Raw genomic sequence first — 19,102 nt, forward strand, 5'->3', positions numbered from 1 at the left:
TGATGATGCCGAAGAACGGCAGGGCGATGATGTAGACCTCGGGGTGGCCGAAGAACCAGAAGAGGTGCTGCCAGAGCATCGGGCCGCCGGTGTCCGCGTCGAAGACGTGCGCGCCGAGGACGCGGTCGGCGGCAAGAGCGAACAGCGAGGCGGCCAGGAACGGGAAGACCAGGATCGCCAGGAGGCTGGTGACCAGCATGTTCCAGGTCAGAATGGGCATCCGGAACATGGTCATGCCGGGGGCGCGCAGCGTCAGGATCGTGGTGATCAGGTTGACCGCGCCGAGGATCGTGCCGAGGCCGGACAGCGCGAGGCCGACCACCCACATGTTGCCGCCGATGCCGGGGGAGTGCAGCGAGTCGCTCAGCGGGGAGTAAGCGGTCCAGCCGAAGTCGGCCGCGCCGCCCGGGGTGAGGAATCCGCACATGGCGATCGACACACCGAACAGGTAGAACCAGTAGGCGAGCGCGTTCAGCCGGGGAAAGGCCACGTCCGGGGCGCCGATCTGCATCGGCACCACGAAGTTCGCGAAGGCGAACACGATCGGCGTCGCGAAGAACAGCAGCATCGCGGTGCCGTGCATGGTGAAGAGCTGGTTGTACTGCTCGGGCGAGAGGAACTGCATCCCCGGGCGGGCCAGCTCGGCCCGCATCAGGAGGGCCATGACGCCGCCGATCATGTAGAACACGACCGACGTGATCATGTACATGATCCCGATCTGCTTCGCGTCGGTCGTCCGCAGGATCCGCGTCAGCGCCGAACCCTTGACCTGCCTCCGGACCGGATAGGGCCGGGTGGTGATCGGGCGGGGGGCGACTGTAGTCATGCGAGCTCCTCGGATATCGCGTCTAGGAAACCTCTACGCACCTCCTGTTATAGGCTTTCAACCGGCCGAACCGCTCGATTTCCGAGCATTGAGCACATCTCCGGCGGACCGGGCAATGGGGCTCTTTATCACGTTGCCGCCGGCGGCACTGCTTTTTGCCGCAAGGCCGCTCTTATCACTCAGGGCCGCCGAGGGTCGCTATCCAGCGCCGCACCAGATCGGCCGCGACGCCGGCCGGATGGTCCGGGCCGAGGTCCTCGGCCAGGCCGTCGGCCGCGTTGTCGATGAGCGCCCACGCCTCGTCGAACTGGATGTCCATCTGGTCCAGCGCGGCCGTCGCGTGGGCCAGGTAGCCGATCGCCAGCGCGGTGTCGGTCGAGTCCGTCCCGGACAGCTTCACCTGCTGGTCGTAGTGGGTGCTCGCGAACTCGAACAGCTCGGCCCGCTCGTCCATGTCGTCGGCGTCGAGCCGGACGTCCTCCGGCCGTACCCCGTCCGGCAGGGTCGCGGCCGGCTCGAGAACGCCGAGCGGTTCGGCGCCGGCCGGCGCCGAACCGGCCCGGCGCAACTGTTCGATCAGCAGGGAACGCAGCGACCGCAGGGTGCGCGGGTGGGCCGGTCCCGGCCGAGCGACCCGCATCTCGTACGCCTCGGTCAGCAACGAGACCACCAGGTCGGGGTCGTCCTCGGCGGCGGCCCGGTTGGTCGCGGCGTCCGCGCTGCGCCCGTGGTCGTAGACCTGGCGGAACAGCTGCCGGGCACGATCCCGGTCACCCAGTTCCAGCGTCGTCACGGCCAGGCTGCCGAGCGCGTCGAGGGTGCGTTCGTGGGCGTCACCGTGCACCGTTCGCACCGCGTCGTACACCTCGGCCTTGAGTCGCCGGGCGGTCTCCCGGTCGCCGGCGCGGCCGGTGGCGATGGCCAGGTTGTGCAGTGCGTCCAGCGTCTCCGGATGTCCCGGGCCGAGGCTCTCCGCGCGCGCCGCGTGCACCTGCGCGTAGAGATCGCGGGCGAGTTCGTGCGCACCGGCCGAGCTGTGCACGACGGCGATGTTGTTGAGGGCGGTGAGAGCATCGAGGGGATCGGTGAGCCGGGCGTGGGCGTCCTCCAGGAGGGCCAGGGCCCGGCGGTGGTCGCCGTGCAGCCCGTACGCCGTGCCCAGGCCCAGCCGCACGGCGAGCGTGACCGGATCGCTCTCGCCCAGCTCGGCCCGGCACACCTCGTGCAGGCGGTCGTAGAGTTCGAGCGCGGCGCGGCTGTCGCCCAGCTCGGTGTGCACCCGTCCGGCCTCGTTGAGCAGGTGCCACTCGTCTAGGTCGCGCATCTCGGCGGCGACCGCCCGCACGTGTGGCAGCAGGACGGCCAGGTCGGAGCTCGGCCGGTGCTGCTCACGGCCGGCGTCGAGCAACTCGCCGAGCCGCTCCACCGCGGCCAGCCGCAGAGCCTGGCGGCGCGGGTCGTCGCGGTACAGGGTCCGCACGGCGCGGTGGACGAGCGGATGGACCAGCGTCGTCCCGTCCGGCAGCACCTCGGCGAGTTGCCGCTCGACGATCTCGCCGAGGCCGTCGGCGGGCCGGAGCACCACCGGCAGCGGAGCGGGAGCGAGCACGCTCGCCGCCAGCAGCGCCTCGCGGCCGGCCGCCGGCACCGCGCGGACGGCCCGCGCCATGGTGGCCGCGACGCTTCCGATGTGGTCGGTGGGCAGCCGGGGCCGCAACTGCTCGGCCAGCAGGAGCGCGTCGCGATCGGGATGGTCGAGCGCCGTGGCGAGGTCGCGGAAGCCGGTGAAGCCCGGTGCGGTCACCAGGCCGGCGGCCAGGCGCAGGGCGAGCGCATGCCCGCCCAGCGTGTCGACCACGTGCCGGGCCGCGCCGTACTCCCGCCGGTCGGCCACCGGCCGGCGCGAGGTGAGCAGGGCGAGCCCGGCCTTGTGGCCGAGACCGCCGAGCCGCAGATGTTTGTCGCGGCCTACCCAATCCCGCAGGTCCTGCCGGGCGATCACCAGCGTCCGGCCCTCCGGCGTCGGTGCGCGCCGCGCGTCGAATTCCGGCTTGCCGATGTCGTCGGGCAGGTTGTCGACCAGCCAGAGATAGGGGCGGCCGGGTGGCGGCGCGGCGCTGGCGGCGGTGAACACGCCGCCGGGGAAGTCGTCGGCGAACAGCCGGACGTACTGCTCGGCCAGCATCGTCTTGCCCTGGCCGGCCGGGCCGGTCAGCGCCGCGACCTGGCCGCCGGCGAGTGGGTCATCGGTGGGGAACAGCGCGTCGTGGAGGTGCCACAGCTCGAACTCCCGGCCGTACAGCTCGTGCGGGTCGCGCCGGGGTGCCCGCGGTGGTTCGGGCGCGTCGCCGAGCCGGCGCGGATCGGCGGCACCCAGCCGGGTGACGTGTGCGGCGATCTGCTCGGACACCTCGCTCAGGTCCGAGTCGGTGCGGGGGAGCCGCCAGTGCTTGAGCCGCTCGGGCCGGACGTCGGCGATCTCCATGCCCTGCAGGACGGTGAGCACCCGGGCGCGGCTGCGGTGCAGGCGGTACGACCGCAGCAGCGCGAAGTGCATCTCCTGACGGCAGTACTCGCTGCTGAGCAGGGCCGGTGTGCAGAGCACGACCAGCGCGCGGGTGGCCCGCAGCGCGGCGTCGATGCGCTCGGTGAGGTAGTCGTAGTCGCGCATCCCGGACTCGTCCTGGAAGACGCTGAGCCCGGCGGCGGTCAGGGCGTCCCGCAACGCGTCGGCCCGGATCTTGTTCGCCCACGAGTAGCACAGGAAGACGTCAGTCTCGGCGGTCACCATCGTGCCCTTCGTGGTCGGCATGGGCGAGCACGGCGAGGTTCACCCGCGAGCGTATAGCCAGTTTCAGGAAGATCTGTCGTAGGTGGAAGTTGACCGTGTGCCGCGAGATGGCCAGCCGGCGGGCGATCTGCTGGTTGGTGCAACCCTGGCCGACCAGGGCCGCGATCGCCGCCTCCTGCGCGGTGAGCGCGGCGAGGGTGCGGCCGCCGGCTCGGCCCGGCTGCAGTCGTTCGAGCAGGGCGGCCACGGCGGCCGGCGAACCGCTCACGGTGATTTCCATCCCGGTGTCGAAAAGCTTGATCAGTACGGGCTGGGTGTCCATGGTCCCGACTGTCGGCCCGGCACCCGGGAATCGGCCTCCACCGATTCTGAAGTGGATCTGAAAGTTCACATCGAGTGATCCATGAGGTACAGATGGTGAATGGTCGACGCGTCGGTTCGGTTCACCGTTCTCGGGCCGGTGCGGGTGCTCGCCGACGAGGGGCCGCTCGACGTGGGCGGCGCCACCGCCCGGGCCGTCCTGGCGCTGCTGCTGATCCGCGGCGAGAGCGGCGCCGGCCTCGAGGAGATCATCTCGTCGGTGTGGGGCTCGCCCGGCGCGGCGACCCGGGACAGCGCGTACCACTACGTCTCCGGCCTGCGGAAGGTCCTGAGCAGGGCGGGTGTCGACGCGGTCCTGGAGAGCCGGCGACCGCGCTACCGGATGCTGGTCACCCCCGACGCGGTCGACTGGCACCGGTTCCGCCGACTGGTGGCGCGGGCCCGCACGGAACGCGAACGGCACGAGCCGCAGCAGGCCGCGGCGCTGCTGCGCGAGGCGCTGGGCCTGTGGCGGGGTGATCCACTGTCCGATGTCGGCGACCGGCTCGAGCCGCTGCGGCGGGACATGACCGAGCAGCGGCTGGTGGCGGTGGAGGCACTCGCGGCGATCGAGGCCCGTCAGGGCCAGCCGGACGAGGTGGTCCGCCTGTTGCGGGACGTCGTCACCGCCGCGCCGATCCGGGAGGGCGCGGCCGCGCTGTTCATCGACGCGCTGACGGCGCTGGGCCGCCGGGACGATGCCGGCGAGATCTACCGCCGATTGCATCGGCGGCTGGCCGACGAGTACGGCCTCGAACCGGGCGAGCAGTTGCAGGCGGCACACCAGCGCGCGCTGCGCAGTCCCGGCGCCACGGTCGCGGTACACGCGCCGGTCGGCGACCGGCCGATCTCCGGACTGCCCGGCCCGGACCGGAACTTCACCGACCGCGAGGACGAATTGGGCCGGATCATCGCCGCGATCGAGACGGCGCCGGTCTGCGCCGTCCACGGCATGGGCGGCTCGGGCAAGACGGCCCTGGCGGTGCGGGCCGCGCACGCGATGGCCGACGCCTTCCCCGAGGGAGTGATCTTCCTTGACCTGCACGGATACAGCGAGCAGCGGGCGGCTCTGACCGCCGCCGAGACGCTCGACCGGCTGGTGCGCCGGCTGCGGGTCGACGCCACCGTGATCCCGGTCGACTTCGACGAGTTGGCCGCGTTCTACCAGGACCTGATCGACGGCCGGCGGCTGCTGCTGGTGCTCGACAACGTGCGCGACGCCGCCCAGGTGCGCCCGGCGCTGCCGGGACCGGGCGGGTGCGCGGCGATCGTCACCAGCCGGCGGCGGCTGACCGCCCTGGACGATGCGTTCGTGCTGCCGCTCGACGTGCTCGCGCCGCCGGACGCGATTGCTCTCTTCCGGGCCGTGGCCGGCCCCGAGTCGTTGCCGGCCGGGACGGGCGACGACGTGTTGCGCCGGATCGTCGACCTGTGCGGGCGATTGCCGCTGGCGATCAGGATCGCGGCCGCCCGTTACCGTGCGAGTCAGGGTTACTCACTGACCGCATTGGAGGCGGCACTCTCGGTGGAAACTGATCGACTCGGTGAATTCGACGACGACGACCGGAGCGTGACGGCGTCGTTCCGGGTTTCCCTCAACGACCTGCCCGACCCGATCGCCCGCACGTTCATGCTGCTGGGTCTGCACACCAACGGAACCTTCGACGCCTACTCGGCCGCCGCGCTGGCCGAGATCTCGGAGCGTGATGCCCGGCGTCACCTGCGCTACCTCGGCGATCGCCACCTCGTCGCCGATCGTGGGCCGGACCGCTATCAGTTCCACGACCTGGTCGCGGTCTTCGCCCGGCAGCAGGGTTCGGCCTCGGTGCCGGCGGCCGAGCGGTCCGCCGCGCTGCATCGCCTCGCCGACTACTTCCTGCGTACGGCGGACGCCGCCGACCGCCGGATCACCTCGCACCGGTATCGGGTGCCGCTGGCCCTGCTCGACCGGGAGGCGGCGGTCCCGCCGCTGCCCGATTACGACACCGCGCTGGAGTGGCTGGTGGCGGAGAACGGCAACCTCCAGCGGGCCTGCCTCGGTGCCGCCGAGGCCGGGCTGGACGAGCTCTGCTGGCAGCTCGCCTACACCCTGCGTGGCTACTACTACCTGGCCAAACGCTGGCAACCGTGGACGGCCACGCACGAGGCCGCGCTGGCCGCCGCGCTCCGCTGCGACGACCGCCGGGCCGAGGCCATGATCGCCAACAATCTCGGGCTGGCCCTTCTGGAGCAGCGCGACCCGGCGGGCGCCGCGGCGTATTACCGGCGGGCCCGCGAACTGTTCGCCGTGGTGGGTGACGAGCACGGGGAGAACACCGCCCGGGCCAACCTCGCCTGGCTGCACTACGAGAAGCACGACTACCAGCTCTTCCTCGACGAGTTGCGCCCGGTCCGCGACTTCTACGCGCGGTCCGGCTCGGATCGCAACGCCGCCATCACCCTGCGCGGGATCGGCCTGGCCGAGGCCGAGCTGGGCCGCACCCGCGAGGCGATCGCCGATCTGTCCGAGTCGCTGGCCGTTTTCGAGCGGCTCGAGCTGCGGATGGACGCGGCGATGACGTTCAACGCGCTCGGCGAGATCTATCAGCGGATCGGCGCCGCGGACCGGGCGGCCGGCGCGTTCGAGCAGGCCATCGCGGCGGCCCAGCGCTCGGGGAGCGTCTTCGAGCAGGCGCGGGCCCACCATCACCTGGGTGAGCTGGCCGAGGACGCCGGGGACACCTACACGGCGCACCGGCAGTGGACCTCGGCACTGGCGGGTTACGAGACCCTGCGGGCCCCGCAGGCCGCCCTGATCCGGGCGCTCCTCGACGGTCGCTGACGTTCAGACGTTTTCCCAGATCGCCCTCTGACGATCGGGTCATGAACCTCGATCACAGCTTTGTCGAGCAGGTCCTTCAGCAGCTCACCTTCGCCGTGATCGGCTGGCTGGCGGGCCGGTCGGTCCGGGCGGTGCGCCGGCGAATCCTCGTCCCACCGCCGCCGGTCGTCGAGATCCGGATCGAGGTTCACCTCGCATGGGATGACATAGATGGTTATCGATCATTGACTCAATTGAAACAAATGGATACGGTCCTGAGCCAGGAAAGCGCTTACCGGTCGTCCCGTCCCCCCGCGGGCCGCTCTCCCGGTCTGGGTGATCCGCCGCATCGGAGGTTCTGATGTCCACCCACGCTTCCCTGCACTCGTGGCGAATTCCCCTGCTCGCCACCGCCACGCTCGCCGCCACCGCCGTCGCGTTTCTGGTTTCCGTCCCGGCCGCCTCGGCCGCCACCTTCAACCAGGAGGGCTGGTCCACCCAGGGCGGCGGCACCAGCGGCGGCTCCACCAGCACCACCGTCACGGTGACCAGCCTGTCGGCGCTGACCACCGCGGCCAAGTCGAGCACTTCGCAGACGATCACCGTCAACGGCAACTTCAGCTGCTCGGCCGACGTGACCGTGGCGGCCAACAAGACCATCGTCGGGGTCGGCTCCAGCTCGGGGCTCACCGGATGCGGGTTCAAGATCAATGACGTCAACAACGTCATCATCCGGAACCTGAAGATCGCCAAGGTGAGGCCGGAACCGGCAACGGCGACGCCATCCACATCGACGGTGCCACCCACGTCTGGATCGACCACCTCGACCTGTCCAGCGACACCACCAGCGGCACCGACTATTACGACGGCCTGGTCGACATCACGCACGCCCGCCGACTACATCACGGTGTCCTGGAACTACGAGCACGACCACATCAAGTGCAACCTGCTCGGGCACAGCGACGACAACGCCGCCGAGGACACCGGTCACCTGCGGGTCACCTACCACCACAACTACTTCCGCAACTGCGACCAGCGCGGGCCGCGGGTGCGCTTCGGCAACCCGGTGCACGTCTACAACAACTACTACTACAACAGCGGGACGTACGGCGTCGCGACGACCTGCAACGCGGGCGTGTACGTCGAGCGCAACTACTTCGAGAACACCCCGAACACGGTGGTCACCTCGACCGGTTCGTCGCCCGCGGGCACCGGCAAGATCTGATTCTCCCGTCCCCACAGTGAAGCCGGGAGGCAGCCACCGCGCCTCCCGGCTTCGCACCTAGTCCTCTTCGCGTACCCGTAGATGCGGGACTCCGCCGGCGCAGGACAGCTCCACCTTGACCCGGTCGTGGTTGTCGCGGTTGCCGCGGAACTCGCCCTCCCGGTCGTCCTGCTCGTGCACCGAGTAGCCCTGGGCCGGTGCCATCGACTCGATCCGCTCGCAGGACACCATGACGGTGCCGCCGGCCGTCTGGATCGCCTGCACGTCCTGCGGGGCCGCACCCACCTGTTCGGAGGGTGCCGCCGAGGGGGAAGCCGACGGCGACGACGTGCCGAGTGCCCGCTCCACGTCCTGCTCGCTGATCGGCGAGCCCTGCCGGGACGTCAGCCCCGCCCCGACCAGGCCGATCCCGACGACGCCGACCAGCACGGCCAGCACCGCGGCCAGGATCCACCCGGCGACGATGATCATTGGCCGGCGGCCCAGCCGATCGAGGAAACGCATACGCCTACTCTGCGGCCTCCGACCCTAAGACGGGCCCCCGGCACGGATAAAGGAGGGTTAAGAAGCCGTCGGTGGGCAGGTCACAGCGACTAGCGTGCAGCCGTGGCGAGACTGTTGCTGATCGAGGACGACCCGGCGATCCGGGCCACCCTGCTGCGCGCCCTGCGCGAGCGGGGCCATGCCGTGGCCGCGTCGCCGGCCGCGATGGAGGGCCTGCAGACCGCGCTGGCCGAGAAGCCCGATCTGATCGTCCTGGATCTGGGCCTGCCCGACCTCGACGGCCGCGAGCTGCTGCGCATGCTGCGGGCGGTCTCCCGGGTGCCGGTGATCATCGCGACCGCCCGGGACGAGGAGACCGAAATGGTACGGCTGCTCGACGCGGGCGCCGACGACTACGTGGTCAAGCCGTTCACGGCGGCTCAGCTGGACGCCCGCATCCGAGCCGTGCTGCGCCGCGGCACCTCCGCGGAGGAGTCCCCGACCATCACGGTCGGCAATCTGCGGATCGATCCCGGAGCACGCACGGTGAACCTCGACGGCAACGCGGTAGAGCTCACCCCGCGCGAGTTCGACCTGCTGCACCACCTCGCGCTGCGGCCCGGCCAGGTGGTGACCAAACGGGAACTGCTGAGCGAGGTGTGGCAGGTGCCCTACGGCAGCACCGACAAGACCGTCGACGTGCACCTGTCCTGGCTGCGTCGAAAGCTCGGCGAGACCGCGCAGCAGCCGCGCTACCTGCACACCGTGCGCGGGGTCGGGGTCAAGCTGAGCGAGCCGTCGTCGTGAGGGCCCGGCTCACCCTGCTGGTCGGGGCCACCACGGTGCTGGTGCTGCTCGCGTTCCTGGTCCCGGTGGCGCTGCTGGTCCGGCAGGTCGCCGTCGACCGGGCACTGAGCCGTGCCGACGACGTGGTGCAGACCATCGTTCCGCTGGCCGGTGACCCGGGCGCGCTCCGGTTGGCGGTGCCGGTCCAGCCCGTACCCGTCACGGTTTTCCTCCCCGACCAGAGCGTGATCGGCGCGCCCGCCGCGACCACCCCCGCGGTGCGGCTGGCCGCGGCCCGCGGCCAGGCCCTCACCGTGATCACCGCCGAGGGCCAGGAACTGGTGGTTCCGGTGGTCGGCGCGGGCGGCGTCACGGTCGTGCGCACGGTGGTCACCGACGCCGAACTGACCCGGGGCGTCGGCCGGGCCTGGCTGACGCTGGCCGCGCTCGGCGTCGCCCTGGTGCTGCTCGGCCTGCTGGTGGCGGACCGGCTGGCCCGGACCATCGTCGTGCCGATCACTCAACTGTCGGCGGTCTCGCACCGGCTGGCCGGCGCCGAACTGACCGCGCGGGCCGAGCCGTCCGGCCCGCCCGAGCTGCGCGAGGTGGCCGGTGCCCTCAACCATCTGGCCGGGCGCATCCAGGACCTGCTGGCCGCCGAACGCGAGCGGGTCGCCGACCTGTCCCATCGCCTGCGCACCCCGCTGACGGCGTTGCGCCTGGAGGCCGAGTCGCTGCGCGACCCCGAGGAGGCCGCCCGGGTCGCCGCCGCGGCCGACGGGGTCGCACGGGCGGTGACGGCGGTGATCCAGCAGGCCCGCCGGCGTGAGGTCGCGCCGGTCGCGGCCAGTTGCGACGCGACCGCGGTGGTCACCGACCGGGCTGCCTTCTGGGCGGTGCTGGCCGAGGACACCGGCCGCGTCCTCACCCGAGACCTGCCGGCCTCGCCGCTGCCGGTCGCGGTCGCGGCCGACGACCTGGCGGCCGCCCTCGACGCGTTGCTGGGCAACGTTTTCGCGCACACCCCGGACGGGACCGGCCTCGCCGTTGCCCTGCACCCCCGGCCCGGCGGTGGTGCGGTGCTCGAGGTCGCCGACGAGGGGCCGGGCTTCGCGGCGGAGGCCGCTCCGCGCGGCGCCTCCGGCGGCGGATCCACCGGCCTGGGCCTGGATATCGCCCGGCAGGTGGCCGCCGGCTTCGAGGTCGGCACATCCGCCTCCGGCGGCGCATCGGTCCGGCTGGAGATCGCCGGTCCCTGACCTCTTGGGTACGCCGTGAGCAGTCACGGCAGGCACCGGGCCGCGGCCCGACGCCTGCCGTGTTAGTTCTCAGTCGTCCGAGCCGTGCCCGTCACTGCCGTGGTCGTCACCCTTCTCGGACCCACGACCACCGTGGCGGTCGCCCTTCTCCGAGCCACGGTTCCGGCCGTGGTCGTCGCCCTTCTCCGCAGCGCGACCACCGTGGTCGTCGCCCTTCTCCGCGGCGCGACTGCCGTGGTCGTCGTCCTTTTCCGTGGCGCGGCCGCCGTGGTCGTCATCCTTTTCGGCCCGCCGGCCGCCGTGGTCGTCGGTGCCGGTGTGCCGGGTGGAAGCGCTCGACGACGGCTGCACCGCCGCCACACTCACCGAGGGCGAGCCGCCGGCGCTGGGCGAGGCGGAGACCGCCACCCGGGGTGCGGCGTCGTCGGCTCCGGCCGCGAGCGCGGTGCCGGCGACCCCCAGTGCCGCCAGCGCGCCGCCGGCCACCACTGCCGCCATCCGCTTCTTGTTCATCACGTCGACCTCCCAGTCGTTCGGTACGACCAAAGGATCGCTGGGAAGGGCCTATGCGCACGCTGTGCGACCGTTAAAGCCCGGCTAAGGCCGCCCGGACAAACAACACGGCCGCACCCTGCCAGGGGTGCGGCCGTGTGTGCTGGGTGGATCAGTTGGGGTTGCCGACGCCGGTGAGGATGCGGCTGCGGATGTAGCGGCCGGACTCGGTCAGGACGCCGGCGCCGTCGAAGTTCGTGCCGGCGCAGGTGCCCTGCTTGAACGCGGAGTTGGACTCGCGGCCGTCGGAGAGACTCCACATGCCGTACGAGATCTTGTTGGCCTTCAGCAGGTCCAGCCAAGCGTCGGTGCTGGTGAAATCGTTGCTGCCGTCGCCGGTGAAGGTCTGCGTGCCGAACTCGCTGACGAACAGCGGCAGTTCCTTCGCCGCCCGCGCGACCACCGCGCGGCGGTCGGCGCCGTGCGACGCGGCGTAGAAGTGGAACGTGTACATGACGTTCTTGAAGTCGACCGGGTCGGCCAGGATCTCCTTCTCGTCGCTGCCGTCGGTGAGGCCGAGCGAGGAGAAGCCGCGGGTGCCGACCAGCACGACGCTGTCCGGCGAGTTCGCCCGGATTACCGGGATCACCTGGTCGGCGTAGTTCTTGATGCCGTCCCAGCTGACGCCGTTCGGCTCGTTGGCGATCTCGTAGATGACGTTGTTGTTGTCCGCGTGCTTCGCGGTCACGTTCTGGAAGAACGTCTTGGCCAGCCCCAGGTTCACGTTGGGGTCACCGGGCGTGAGGATGTGGAAGTCGACGACCACGTAGAGGCCGAGTTCCGTCGCCTGGTCGACCAGGCCGTTCACCTTGTTGGTGAAGCCGGTCGGGTCGGTCTCCAGCCCGCCCTCCTGCACGTACATGGACAGCCGGATGAAGTCGGCCTTCCAGTCGTTGCGCAGCGCCGACAGCGAGCCGGCGTTCACGCAGTTGGGGAAGAACTGCAGGCCGTGGCTGCTCATACCGCGCAGCTGGATGGCCGTGCCGGCCTCGTTGCACAGCTGCACGCCGCACACGCTGAGCTGGCCGTTGACCTCCACCGGCGAGCCATTGGGAGCCACTGTGGCCTCCTCCTCGGGCTGCGCGGGCGCCGCGGTGGTCGGTGCGACCGTGGTGGGCGCGGCGGTCGGCTCCGCGGCGGAGTCGTCGAGGGTGCAGGGCGCCAGGCCTTCGGCGTTGAGGTCGGGCTTCGCGGCGTTGCGGCCGATCGCCGTCTCGATCCGGTTGATGGTGGCGAAGCGCTTGTCCTTCAGCGGGCCGAGGATGGCGTTCTGGATGAAGTTTGCCCCACCCTGGCCGACGGTGGACCGGATCCGCGCGTTGGCCTCGTCGATCTGCGTCTGCAGGAGCTCGACGTTGCGCTGCACGTCGGCCTGCTGCTGAGCCGGGATAGCCACCGCGATCGACACCTCGGGACAGCTGACCGTCGGCAGGCCGTCGCCGCCGGCCGAGGCCGAGGCGGCCGCGGTGGGCAGGGCGGTGTTCTGCGCCGGGGCGGCACCGCCGCCCTGGTTGAGCGTGCAGGGCGCCAGGCCTTCGGCGTTGAGGTCGGGCTTCGCGGCGTTGCGGCCGATCGCCGTCTCGATCCGGTTGATGGTGGCGAAGCGCTTGTCCTTCAGCGGGCCGAGGATGGCGTTCTGGATGAAGTTCGCCCCACCCTGGCCCACCGTCGTCCGCAGCCGGTTGTTGGCCTCGCTGATCTGGGTGTTGAGCAGTTCGAGGTTGCGCTGGACGTCGGCCTGCTGCTGGGCCGGCACGGCCACGCCGATCGTGACCTGTGGGCAGTTGACCGTCGGCACCGCCTCGTCGGCGGAGGCGACGCCCAGGCCGACACCGGCGACGACGACCGCGACGCCGGCAACCGCCGCGATCTGCCAGCGGCGATCGCGAGTGAATCGGGATCGAGATCTGTACATTGGGATCCGCGCCTTCCACCTAGGGCACAACCTTCGCTACAGGTGGAGTTACGGGAGCGCTCCCATGAACGGATCAAGCCTTAAGGCTTATTTCATCTACGCAGGCCAGCAGGTCCGCCGCGTGGGTCCGGTCCACAGTGGCGGGAGAGCGGGACTTCTCACAGTTCCCGCGATGTGGGAGCGCGCCCTGATCCGACGCTGACGATCACCCGCATTAACCAGGGCGGATGCGGCCTACGGCCGGCATCGACAAACTGTTGACGCCGATTTTCACTCGGCGGGATCTTGGCGTACGGCCGGTACGGTTCCGTCGTGTCCGAGCTGATCGCCGAACGTTACCGCCTGGTAGAGGCGCTGGGCGAGGGCGGCATGGGCCGGGTCTGGCAGGCGCGCGACGAACTGCTCGACCGGGACGTCGCGCTCAAGGAACTGGTGCTGCCCCGCGGCCTGCCCCAAGCCGAGATCCGCGACCTCCGGGAACGGGCGATCCGCGAGGCGCGGGCGATCGCCCGCATCGATCACCCCAATGTCGTACGCATCCATGACGTGATCCACGACGGCGGTTCGCCCTGGATCGTGATGGAGCTCGTGGTCGGCCGTTCGCTGTTCGAGGCGGTCCGGGACGACGGCGCGATGGCCCCCGAGCGGGTCGCCGTGATCGGGCTGGACATGCTGTCCGCGCTGCGGGCCGCGCACCGGGCCGGCGTGCTGCACCGGGACGTGAAGCCGGCCAACGTGCTGATCGGCGACGACGGCCGGGTGGTGCTCACCGACTTCGGACTGGCCGCGACCACCGGCGACTCCGGCATGACCAGCACCGGCATCGTGCTCGGCTAGCCGTCCTACCTGGCGCCGGAACGTGCCCTGGACGACGAGATCACCGCGGCCGCCGATCTCTGGTCGCTCGGCGCCACCCTGTACGCCGCGGTCGAGGGCCGGCCGCCCTACGACAAGTCGTCGCCGGTGGCGACGCTCGCCGCCCTGGCCACCCAGCCGCCCCGGCCGCCGGAGCAGGCGGGCGTGTTGCAGCCGGTGCTCGAAGGGCTGCTGCGCAAGGAGCCGGCCGAGCGGATCGGCGCCGACGAGGCCGAGGAACTGCTCCGAGCGGCCGCCGACGGTGTGGCCGCACCGGTCAGCCCCGTTCCGCCGGCCCGGCCGACCGTGGTCAAGCAGGTCGACACCGTCCAGCTGCCCGAGCCGAAGGGCCGGCGGGGCCGGGTGGTCTGGTGGGCCGGCGTCGCCGCCGTCCTGCTGCTGGTCGCCGTGATCGCCGGACGCCCGGTGCTCAGCGACGCCGGCGCCGACGAGGTGGCCGCGCCGGTCCCGAGCTCGGGATCATCGTCCGAGCCGACGCCCGCGAGCGGGTCACCGGCCCCCGCCGTACCCGTACCCTCCGGATCGGCGCCGGTGGTGGCACCCACCGCGACCAAGGCGCCGGGCGTTGCGGTTACCACGGCCCTCGCCGCGGCACCCACCGCGACCACCGCCCAGCCCGCGGCCACCACCGCGGGGACGGTGCAACAGCCGGCCGCCGCCGTCGGCAGCCCGGTGCAGAACATGCAGACCGGCACCTGTCTCCAGCTCGACACCGGCAGCGGCGCCATCGTGATGTGGACCTGCAACGGCACCGACGCGCAGAAGTTCGACATCCGCGGCGACGGCAGCCTGCGTGTTCTCGACCGCTGCGTGCGGGTTCTCGGGAACGGCAACGGCGGCCGGATCGGCTCCGGGGCCTGTGACGGCTCGACCGCCGCGCAGTGGGATCTGAACAGCTCCTTCGACCTGGTCAACCTCGAGGTCGTGAAGTGCGCGGACGTGCCCGACGGCAGCAGCGCCGACGGCGTGGCCGTGCAGGTCTGGGAATGCAGCGGCACCGGTAACCAGAAGTGGCGCCACTGAGGGGCCGGCGGCAAACGAGTTGCCGCCGGCCGGACGGTCGATCAGACGAGCACCGGCTCGAGCTCGGTCGCGGATGCTGCCGGCTGCTTCACCGAGCGCAGCGACCACAGCGCCACCGGGATGCCGAGCGCCACCAGGATCGCGGCCACGACCAGCGAGAACTGGTAACCGGCCAGGTAGCGGTGCAGCTCGGTGCCGGTCGCGGCGTTGGACCGGTTGGTCAGGATCGCGCCGAGGATGGTGATGCCGAGCAGGCCGAACACCTCGCGCGAGACGTTGAGCATGCCGGAGGCGATCCCGGCCCGGCCGGCCGGCATGGCGCCGATGATCACGTTGTTCAGCGGGACGAGCGCGCCACCACCGATCCCGTAGAGCATGAACCAGGGGAGCAGGGCGGTGTAGCTGGTGCCCTCGCCGTAGCTGGCGATGCCGCCGATCGCGATCGCCATCAGCGCCAGCCCGGCCGCGACCGTGCGCCCGGCACCGAACCGGGCCTCGATCCGCGGGGCGACGGTCGCCATCACCGCCATGATCAGCGCCATCGGGATGAACGCCGAACCCGCCTCGGTGGGTGAGAAGCCGAGCACGTTCTGCAGGTAGATGGCCATGTAGAAGTAGATGCCGAAGACACCGAACGCCCACAGGCCCATGACCAGCAGACCGCCCGAGAACACCCGGCTGCGCAGGAAGCTCAGATCCATCATCGGGTTGGCGGAGCGGTTCTCGATGACCACGAACGCGATCGCCGCCGCCGCGGCGAGGCCGAAGGCGGCCAGGATGGTGCCGGACGTCCAGCCGTTCGACTCACCCTCGATGAGGGCGTACGTGAGGGCGAACAGTGCGAGTGACGAGCTGGCGACGCCGGGCAGGTCGAAGCCTTTTGCCTCACCCCGCCGGCCGGCCGGGAACGATGCCGCGGCCAGCGCCGCGGTAGCCACGCCGATCGGCACGTTGATCAGGAAGATCCAGCCCCAGGAGACGTGCTGGCTGAGGATGCCGCCGGTGAACGGGCCGATCGCCAGGGCCAGTGCGCCGACGCCACCCCAGACGCCGATCGCGGTGGCGCGTTCCCGCGCGTCCGGGAAGAGCTGGGTGATCAGGGCCAGCGCGGCCGGGGTCAGCAGTGCGGCGCCGACGCCCTGCACGGCTCGGGCGCCGATCAGGATCTCCTCGTTCTGCGCGAGGCCGGCCCCGATCGAGGCGAGGGTGAAGACGGCCAGCCCGGCGAAGAACGCGCCGCGGGTGCCGAGCACGTCGGCGATCCGCCCGCCGGCCAGCAGCAGCCCGGCGAAGACCAGGACGTACGCACTGGTGATCCATTCCAGGCCGGAGATGGTCAGGTGGAGGTCGCGCTGGATCGACGGGAGAGCCACGTTGACCACGTTGTTGTCGAGGTAGGTCATGAAGGTGCCGAGCGCCACCGCCACGAGCGCCCACCACCGCCGGTTCTTCTCCACGGGTTCTCCCTATACGTTGTCCTTGTACGCCGTACATGTACGAGGTACATGACACCTGTACGTTGTATGGTTGTCAAGTGGCAGCGGAGAGACTGAGCCGGACGACGGTCGTCGAGAGGGCATTGCGCCTCGGCGACCACGAGGGCGTGGAAGCGATCACGATCCGCCGGCTCGCGCAGGAGCTCGGCGTGACGCCCATGGCGCTGTATTGGCACTTCAAGAGCAAGGACGAGCTGCTGGTCGGCATCGTCGACCACGCGCTGGCCTCGCTCCGGGCCGACCGCTCGGCCGCCGACCCGTGGGCCAAGCAGCTGCGCGCCATGGTTGAGGTGCTCGTCACCGTCATGCGCGAGCACCCGAGCCTGCCCGACCTGATGCACTCGGTGGCCAAGGACGAGGGGGAGAGCTTCCAGCGCGCGACGGAGGACGCCCTCGCCCTGCTCGCCGCGGGCGGTTTCGGCGTCGAGGAGGCCTACTGGGTGGCGTCCTACCTGCTGCACGCCGCGATCGGGGCGGTGAACGCGCAGCCCGGCTGCCCGGCCACGGTGCCGGTCGAGGACGCCCCGGAGTGGCGCCGGAAGAAACGGCTGATGCTGGAGAGCCTGCCGGCCGACCGGTTCCCGATGATGGTGGCGTTCGGCGCGACCTACTCCCGGGCGCCGGACACCGAGCACTACTTCTCGTTCTGCATCGATTTGATCATGGCTGCGGTGGAGTCGATGGCCCCGGATCGACGTACCGTCGAGGCGTGACACGAGTCGACTTCTATTTCGATCCCGCCTGCCCCTTCGCCTGGATCACCTCCCGCTGGATTCTCGAGGTCGAGAAACAGCGGGAGATCGATCTCCGTTTCCACGTGATGAGCCTCTACGTGCTCAACGAGGGCCGTGACCTGCCCCAGGAGTACCGCGAGCTCATCGACCGGTCGCTCGGCACCGTCCGGGTGGTCACCGCGGCTGCCGCCAAGCACGGCGAGAAGGTGCTCGCCGACCTCTACACCGCGCTCGGCACCCGCATCCACAACCAGGGCAACAAAGATTTCCCGGCGGTCATCCGGGAGGCGCTGGCCGAGGTGGGACTTCCCGCCGAATTGGCCGAGGCGGCGTCGAGCACCGAATATGACGAGGAGTTGCGGCGCAGTCACCATGAGGGCATGGACCCGGTCGGTGAGGACGTCGGCACTCCCACGATTCACATCGATGGAGTGGCTTTCTTCGGTCCGGTGCTGTCCAGCATTCCGCGCGGCGAAGCGGCCGTGCGGGTCTTCGACGGTGCCGTGGCGCTCGCGTCGTACCCGGAATTCTTCGAGTTGAAGCGCACGCGTACCGGTGGCCTCAATTTTAACTAATGCCTAAAAAGCTGCCAAAACGCCCAGCTGATTTGCGGTCTTTAGACCGATTTGATCGGCTGGGCGCCGTCTTGTAGCAATGCACACCACTCGGCACCCACGGTGGATGCCCGGCCTCGATCGGTTGAGCAGCAAGGGGAAAACCGGTCGAAGGCTTGCCCGTGGGTCCGAGCACGGGAAACGGACAGATATTTCTGTCACACGAGTCGGTACAGCCACTCCCGCCCATTCAAGAATGGGTCATCCGGGGCCGTATTGTGACTGGCGCGGAGGCCACCCCCTGCCTTCGTGCGGAACGACATGGCTGGTAATTCTCCGACATTTTTTCGGATGAATGAACAGCATGTTTCGCGATTGCTGTGGTGGAGAGGATCAAGGACCCGGTGCATCAGATTGATCTGTACGCCGACCAGACCCCGGCCGTCAGTCGCACGATCAGCGTGGTGATCTGCAGCTACGCGGACTGGCGCTGGGACGATCTTCGGCGCGCCTGCGTCTCGGTCGAGGAACAGCTCGGCGAGGGCGACGAACTGGTGGTCGTGATCGACCACAACGACGGTCTCCTGGCCCGCGCCCGGGACGAGTTTCCCCAGGCCCGCGTCGTTCCCAACGCCGGCCGCAAGGGCCTCTCGGACGCCCGCAACACCGGCGTCGAGACCAGCCGTGGTGATGTGGTCGCCTTCCTCGACGACGACGCGGTCGCCCGTCCCGGCTGGGTGGCCGGTCTCCGGACGGCCTTCGCGAGCGACGACGTCGCCGTCGCCGGCACCACGGTCCGCCCCAACTGGGAGGGTGGCAGCGCACCGCGCTGGTTCCCCGAGGAGTTCGGCTGGGTCGTCGGCTGCAGCTACCGCGGCCTGCCCGAGGAGAAGACCACCATCCGCAACCCGATCGGCGCCTCGATGGCGGTGCGCCGCACGATCTTCGGCAAGGTGGGCGGCTTCTCCGACGCCATCGGCCGGGTCGGCACCAAGCCGGTGGGCTGCGAGGAGACCGAGTTCTGCATCCGGGTCTCGGCCCACGACTCCACCTATAAGGTGGTGTTCGATCCGTTCTCGGCGGTCGACCACTACGTGCCGGCCGTGCGGCAGACGATGAAGTACTTCGTGAGTCGCTGCTACCACGAGGGCCGCTCGAAGCGCATCGTCTCCCTCCTGCAGGGGACCGAAGCCGGTCTTTCCTCGGAACGCCGCTACGTTCGGGTGACCCTGCCGTCCGCGGTCATCAAGGGTGTCACCGGTGCCGTCCGCCGGCCGGCCGGCCTGTTGCGGGCCGGCGTCGTCGTGATCGGCCTGAGCAGCACGGTTCTCGGCTACGTGGTCGAGTCCTTCCATCGAGGTCAGGTGACGGTCGGCTGACATCAGCGGCCGCGTAACTTCCCTCCCGCGCACCACACCTGAG

16 protein-coding genes and 1 pseudogene are annotated in these 19,102 nt (G+C 70.5%); 10 read left to right on the forward strand and 7 right to left on the reverse strand.

Features of this window, described 5'->3' with window-relative positions:
• The 3 genes from Ato02nite_RS36345 to Ato02nite_RS53360 all read right to left on the reverse strand — a co-directional run.
• Window positions 1-826 (reverse strand): cytochrome c oxidase subunit I (locus Ato02nite_RS36345; RefSeq protein ID WP_213011227.1); only part of this gene is annotated, 826 nt, incomplete at its 3' end.
• 175 nt (window positions 827-1,001) lie between these two features.
• Window positions 1,002-3,638, reverse strand: a complete 2,637-nt coding sequence (locus Ato02nite_RS36350) for a toll/interleukin-1 receptor domain-containing protein (protein ID WP_213011228.1) — start codon at window positions 3,636-3,638, stop codon at window positions 1,002-1,004.
• Window positions 3,598-3,939 carry a helix-turn-helix domain-containing protein gene (locus Ato02nite_RS53360; protein WP_213011229.1) on the reverse strand — a complete coding sequence of 114 codons (342 nt, stop codon included), beginning with the start codon at window positions 3,937-3,939 and terminating at the stop codon, window positions 3,598-3,600. The genes Ato02nite_RS36350 and Ato02nite_RS53360 overlap by 41 nt, the downstream gene beginning before the upstream one ends.
• 99 nt (window positions 3,940-4,038) lie before the next feature.
• Here Ato02nite_RS53360 and Ato02nite_RS36360 point away from each other — a divergent pair, with 99 nt between their 5' ends.
• From Ato02nite_RS36360 to Ato02nite_RS36370, 3 genes are read left to right on the forward strand one after another with little or no spacing between them, the layout of a single operon-like run.
• On the forward strand, window positions 4,039-6,798 hold the full coding sequence (locus tag Ato02nite_RS36360; protein ID WP_213011230.1) for an AfsR/SARP family transcriptional regulator: 2,760 nt from the start codon (window positions 4,039-4,041) through the stop codon (window positions 6,796-6,798).
• A 41-nt stretch (window positions 6,799-6,839) separates the two neighbouring features.
• A complete protein-coding gene (locus tag Ato02nite_RS36365; protein ID WP_213011231.1) occupies window positions 6,840-7,139 on the forward strand; it encodes a hypothetical protein in 300 nt (99 codons plus the stop codon).
• The gene (locus Ato02nite_RS36370; RefSeq protein WP_246607892.1) at window positions 7,139-8,002 is read left to right on the forward strand and encodes a pectate lyase family protein; all 864 of its coding nucleotides are present in this window, start codon (window positions 7,139-7,141) and stop codon (window positions 8,000-8,002) included. The genes Ato02nite_RS36365 and Ato02nite_RS36370 overlap by 1 nt, the downstream gene beginning before the upstream one ends.
• 57 nt (window positions 8,003-8,059) lie before the next feature.
• Here the strand turns inward: Ato02nite_RS36370 and Ato02nite_RS36375 are convergent, their stop codons facing one another.
• Window positions 8,060-8,506 (reverse strand): hypothetical protein, encoded by a 447-nt coding sequence (locus Ato02nite_RS36375; protein ID WP_213011232.1) that lies wholly within the window; start codon window positions 8,504-8,506, stop codon window positions 8,060-8,062.
• A 102-nt stretch (window positions 8,507-8,608) separates the two neighbouring features.
• Here Ato02nite_RS36375 and Ato02nite_RS36380 point away from each other — a divergent pair, with 102 nt between their 5' ends.
• Window positions 8,609-9,292 (forward strand): response regulator transcription factor, encoded by a 684-nt coding sequence (locus tag Ato02nite_RS36380; RefSeq protein ID WP_213011233.1) that lies wholly within the window; start codon window positions 8,609-8,611, stop codon window positions 9,290-9,292.
• Complete coding sequence (locus Ato02nite_RS36385; RefSeq protein ID WP_213011234.1) at window positions 9,289-10,530, forward strand: sensor histidine kinase; 1,242 nt, start codon at window positions 9,289-9,291, stop codon at window positions 10,528-10,530. Before Ato02nite_RS36380 ends, Ato02nite_RS36385 begins: the two co-directional genes overlap by 4 nt.
• Before the next feature lie 69 nt (window positions 10,531-10,599).
• On the opposite strand, the gene Ato02nite_RS36390 is transcribed toward Ato02nite_RS36385, so the two are convergent.
• Window positions 10,600-11,043 (reverse strand): hypothetical protein, encoded by a 444-nt coding sequence (locus tag Ato02nite_RS36390; RefSeq protein WP_213011235.1) that lies wholly within the window; start codon window positions 11,041-11,043, stop codon window positions 10,600-10,602.
• A 151-nt stretch (window positions 11,044-11,194) separates the two neighbouring features.
• Window positions 11,195-12,997 carry a glycoside hydrolase family 5 protein gene (locus tag Ato02nite_RS36395; protein WP_213011236.1) on the reverse strand — a complete coding sequence of 601 codons (1,803 nt, stop codon included), beginning with the start codon at window positions 12,995-12,997 and terminating at the stop codon, window positions 11,195-11,197.
• 312 nt (window positions 12,998-13,309) lie between these two features.
• Here Ato02nite_RS36395 and Ato02nite_RS52065 point away from each other — a divergent pair.
• Window positions 13,310-14,074, forward strand: a pseudogene (locus tag Ato02nite_RS52065) (serine/threonine-protein kinase); the annotation flags it as partial.
• A gap of 480 nt (window positions 14,075-14,554) precedes the next feature.
• Entirely contained in the window at window positions 14,555-14,896 is a 342-nt protein-coding gene (locus tag Ato02nite_RS52885; protein ID WP_213011333.1) for a ricin-type beta-trefoil lectin domain protein, read from the forward strand.
• A gap of 41 nt (window positions 14,897-14,937) precedes the next feature.
• Here the strand turns inward: Ato02nite_RS52885 and Ato02nite_RS36410 are convergent, their stop codons facing one another.
• The gene (locus Ato02nite_RS36410; protein ID WP_213011237.1) at window positions 14,938-16,353 is read right to left on the reverse strand and encodes an MFS transporter; all 1,416 of its coding nucleotides are present in this window, start codon (window positions 16,351-16,353) and stop codon (window positions 14,938-14,940) included.
• Window positions 16,354-16,430: 77 nt separating this feature from the next.
• Between Ato02nite_RS36410 and Ato02nite_RS36415 the strand changes: the two genes are divergently transcribed.
• The 3 genes from Ato02nite_RS36415 to Ato02nite_RS36425 all read left to right on the forward strand — a co-directional run bounded on the left by Ato02nite_RS36415 (window position 16,431) and on the right by Ato02nite_RS36425 (window position 19,059).
• Complete coding sequence (locus tag Ato02nite_RS36415) at window positions 16,431-17,105, forward strand: TetR/AcrR family transcriptional regulator (protein WP_246607895.1); 675 nt, start codon at window positions 16,431-16,433, stop codon at window positions 17,103-17,105.
• Window positions 17,102-17,701, forward strand: coding sequence for a mycothiol-dependent nitroreductase Rv2466c family protein (locus Ato02nite_RS36420; protein ID WP_213011239.1), 600 nt, complete (start codon window positions 17,102-17,104; stop codon window positions 17,699-17,701). Before Ato02nite_RS36415 ends, Ato02nite_RS36420 begins: the two co-directional genes overlap by 4 nt.
• A 383-nt stretch (window positions 17,702-18,084) precedes the next feature.
• Entirely contained in the window at window positions 18,085-19,059 is a 975-nt protein-coding gene (locus tag Ato02nite_RS36425) for a glycosyltransferase family 2 protein (RefSeq protein ID WP_213011240.1), read from the forward strand.
• Window positions 19,060-19,102: the final 43 nt, after the last annotated feature.

It is taken from the genome of Paractinoplanes toevensis (genome assembly GCF_018332695.1).
Lineage (GTDB): Bacteria > Actinomycetota > Actinomycetes > Mycobacteriales > Micromonosporaceae > Actinoplanes > Actinoplanes toevensis.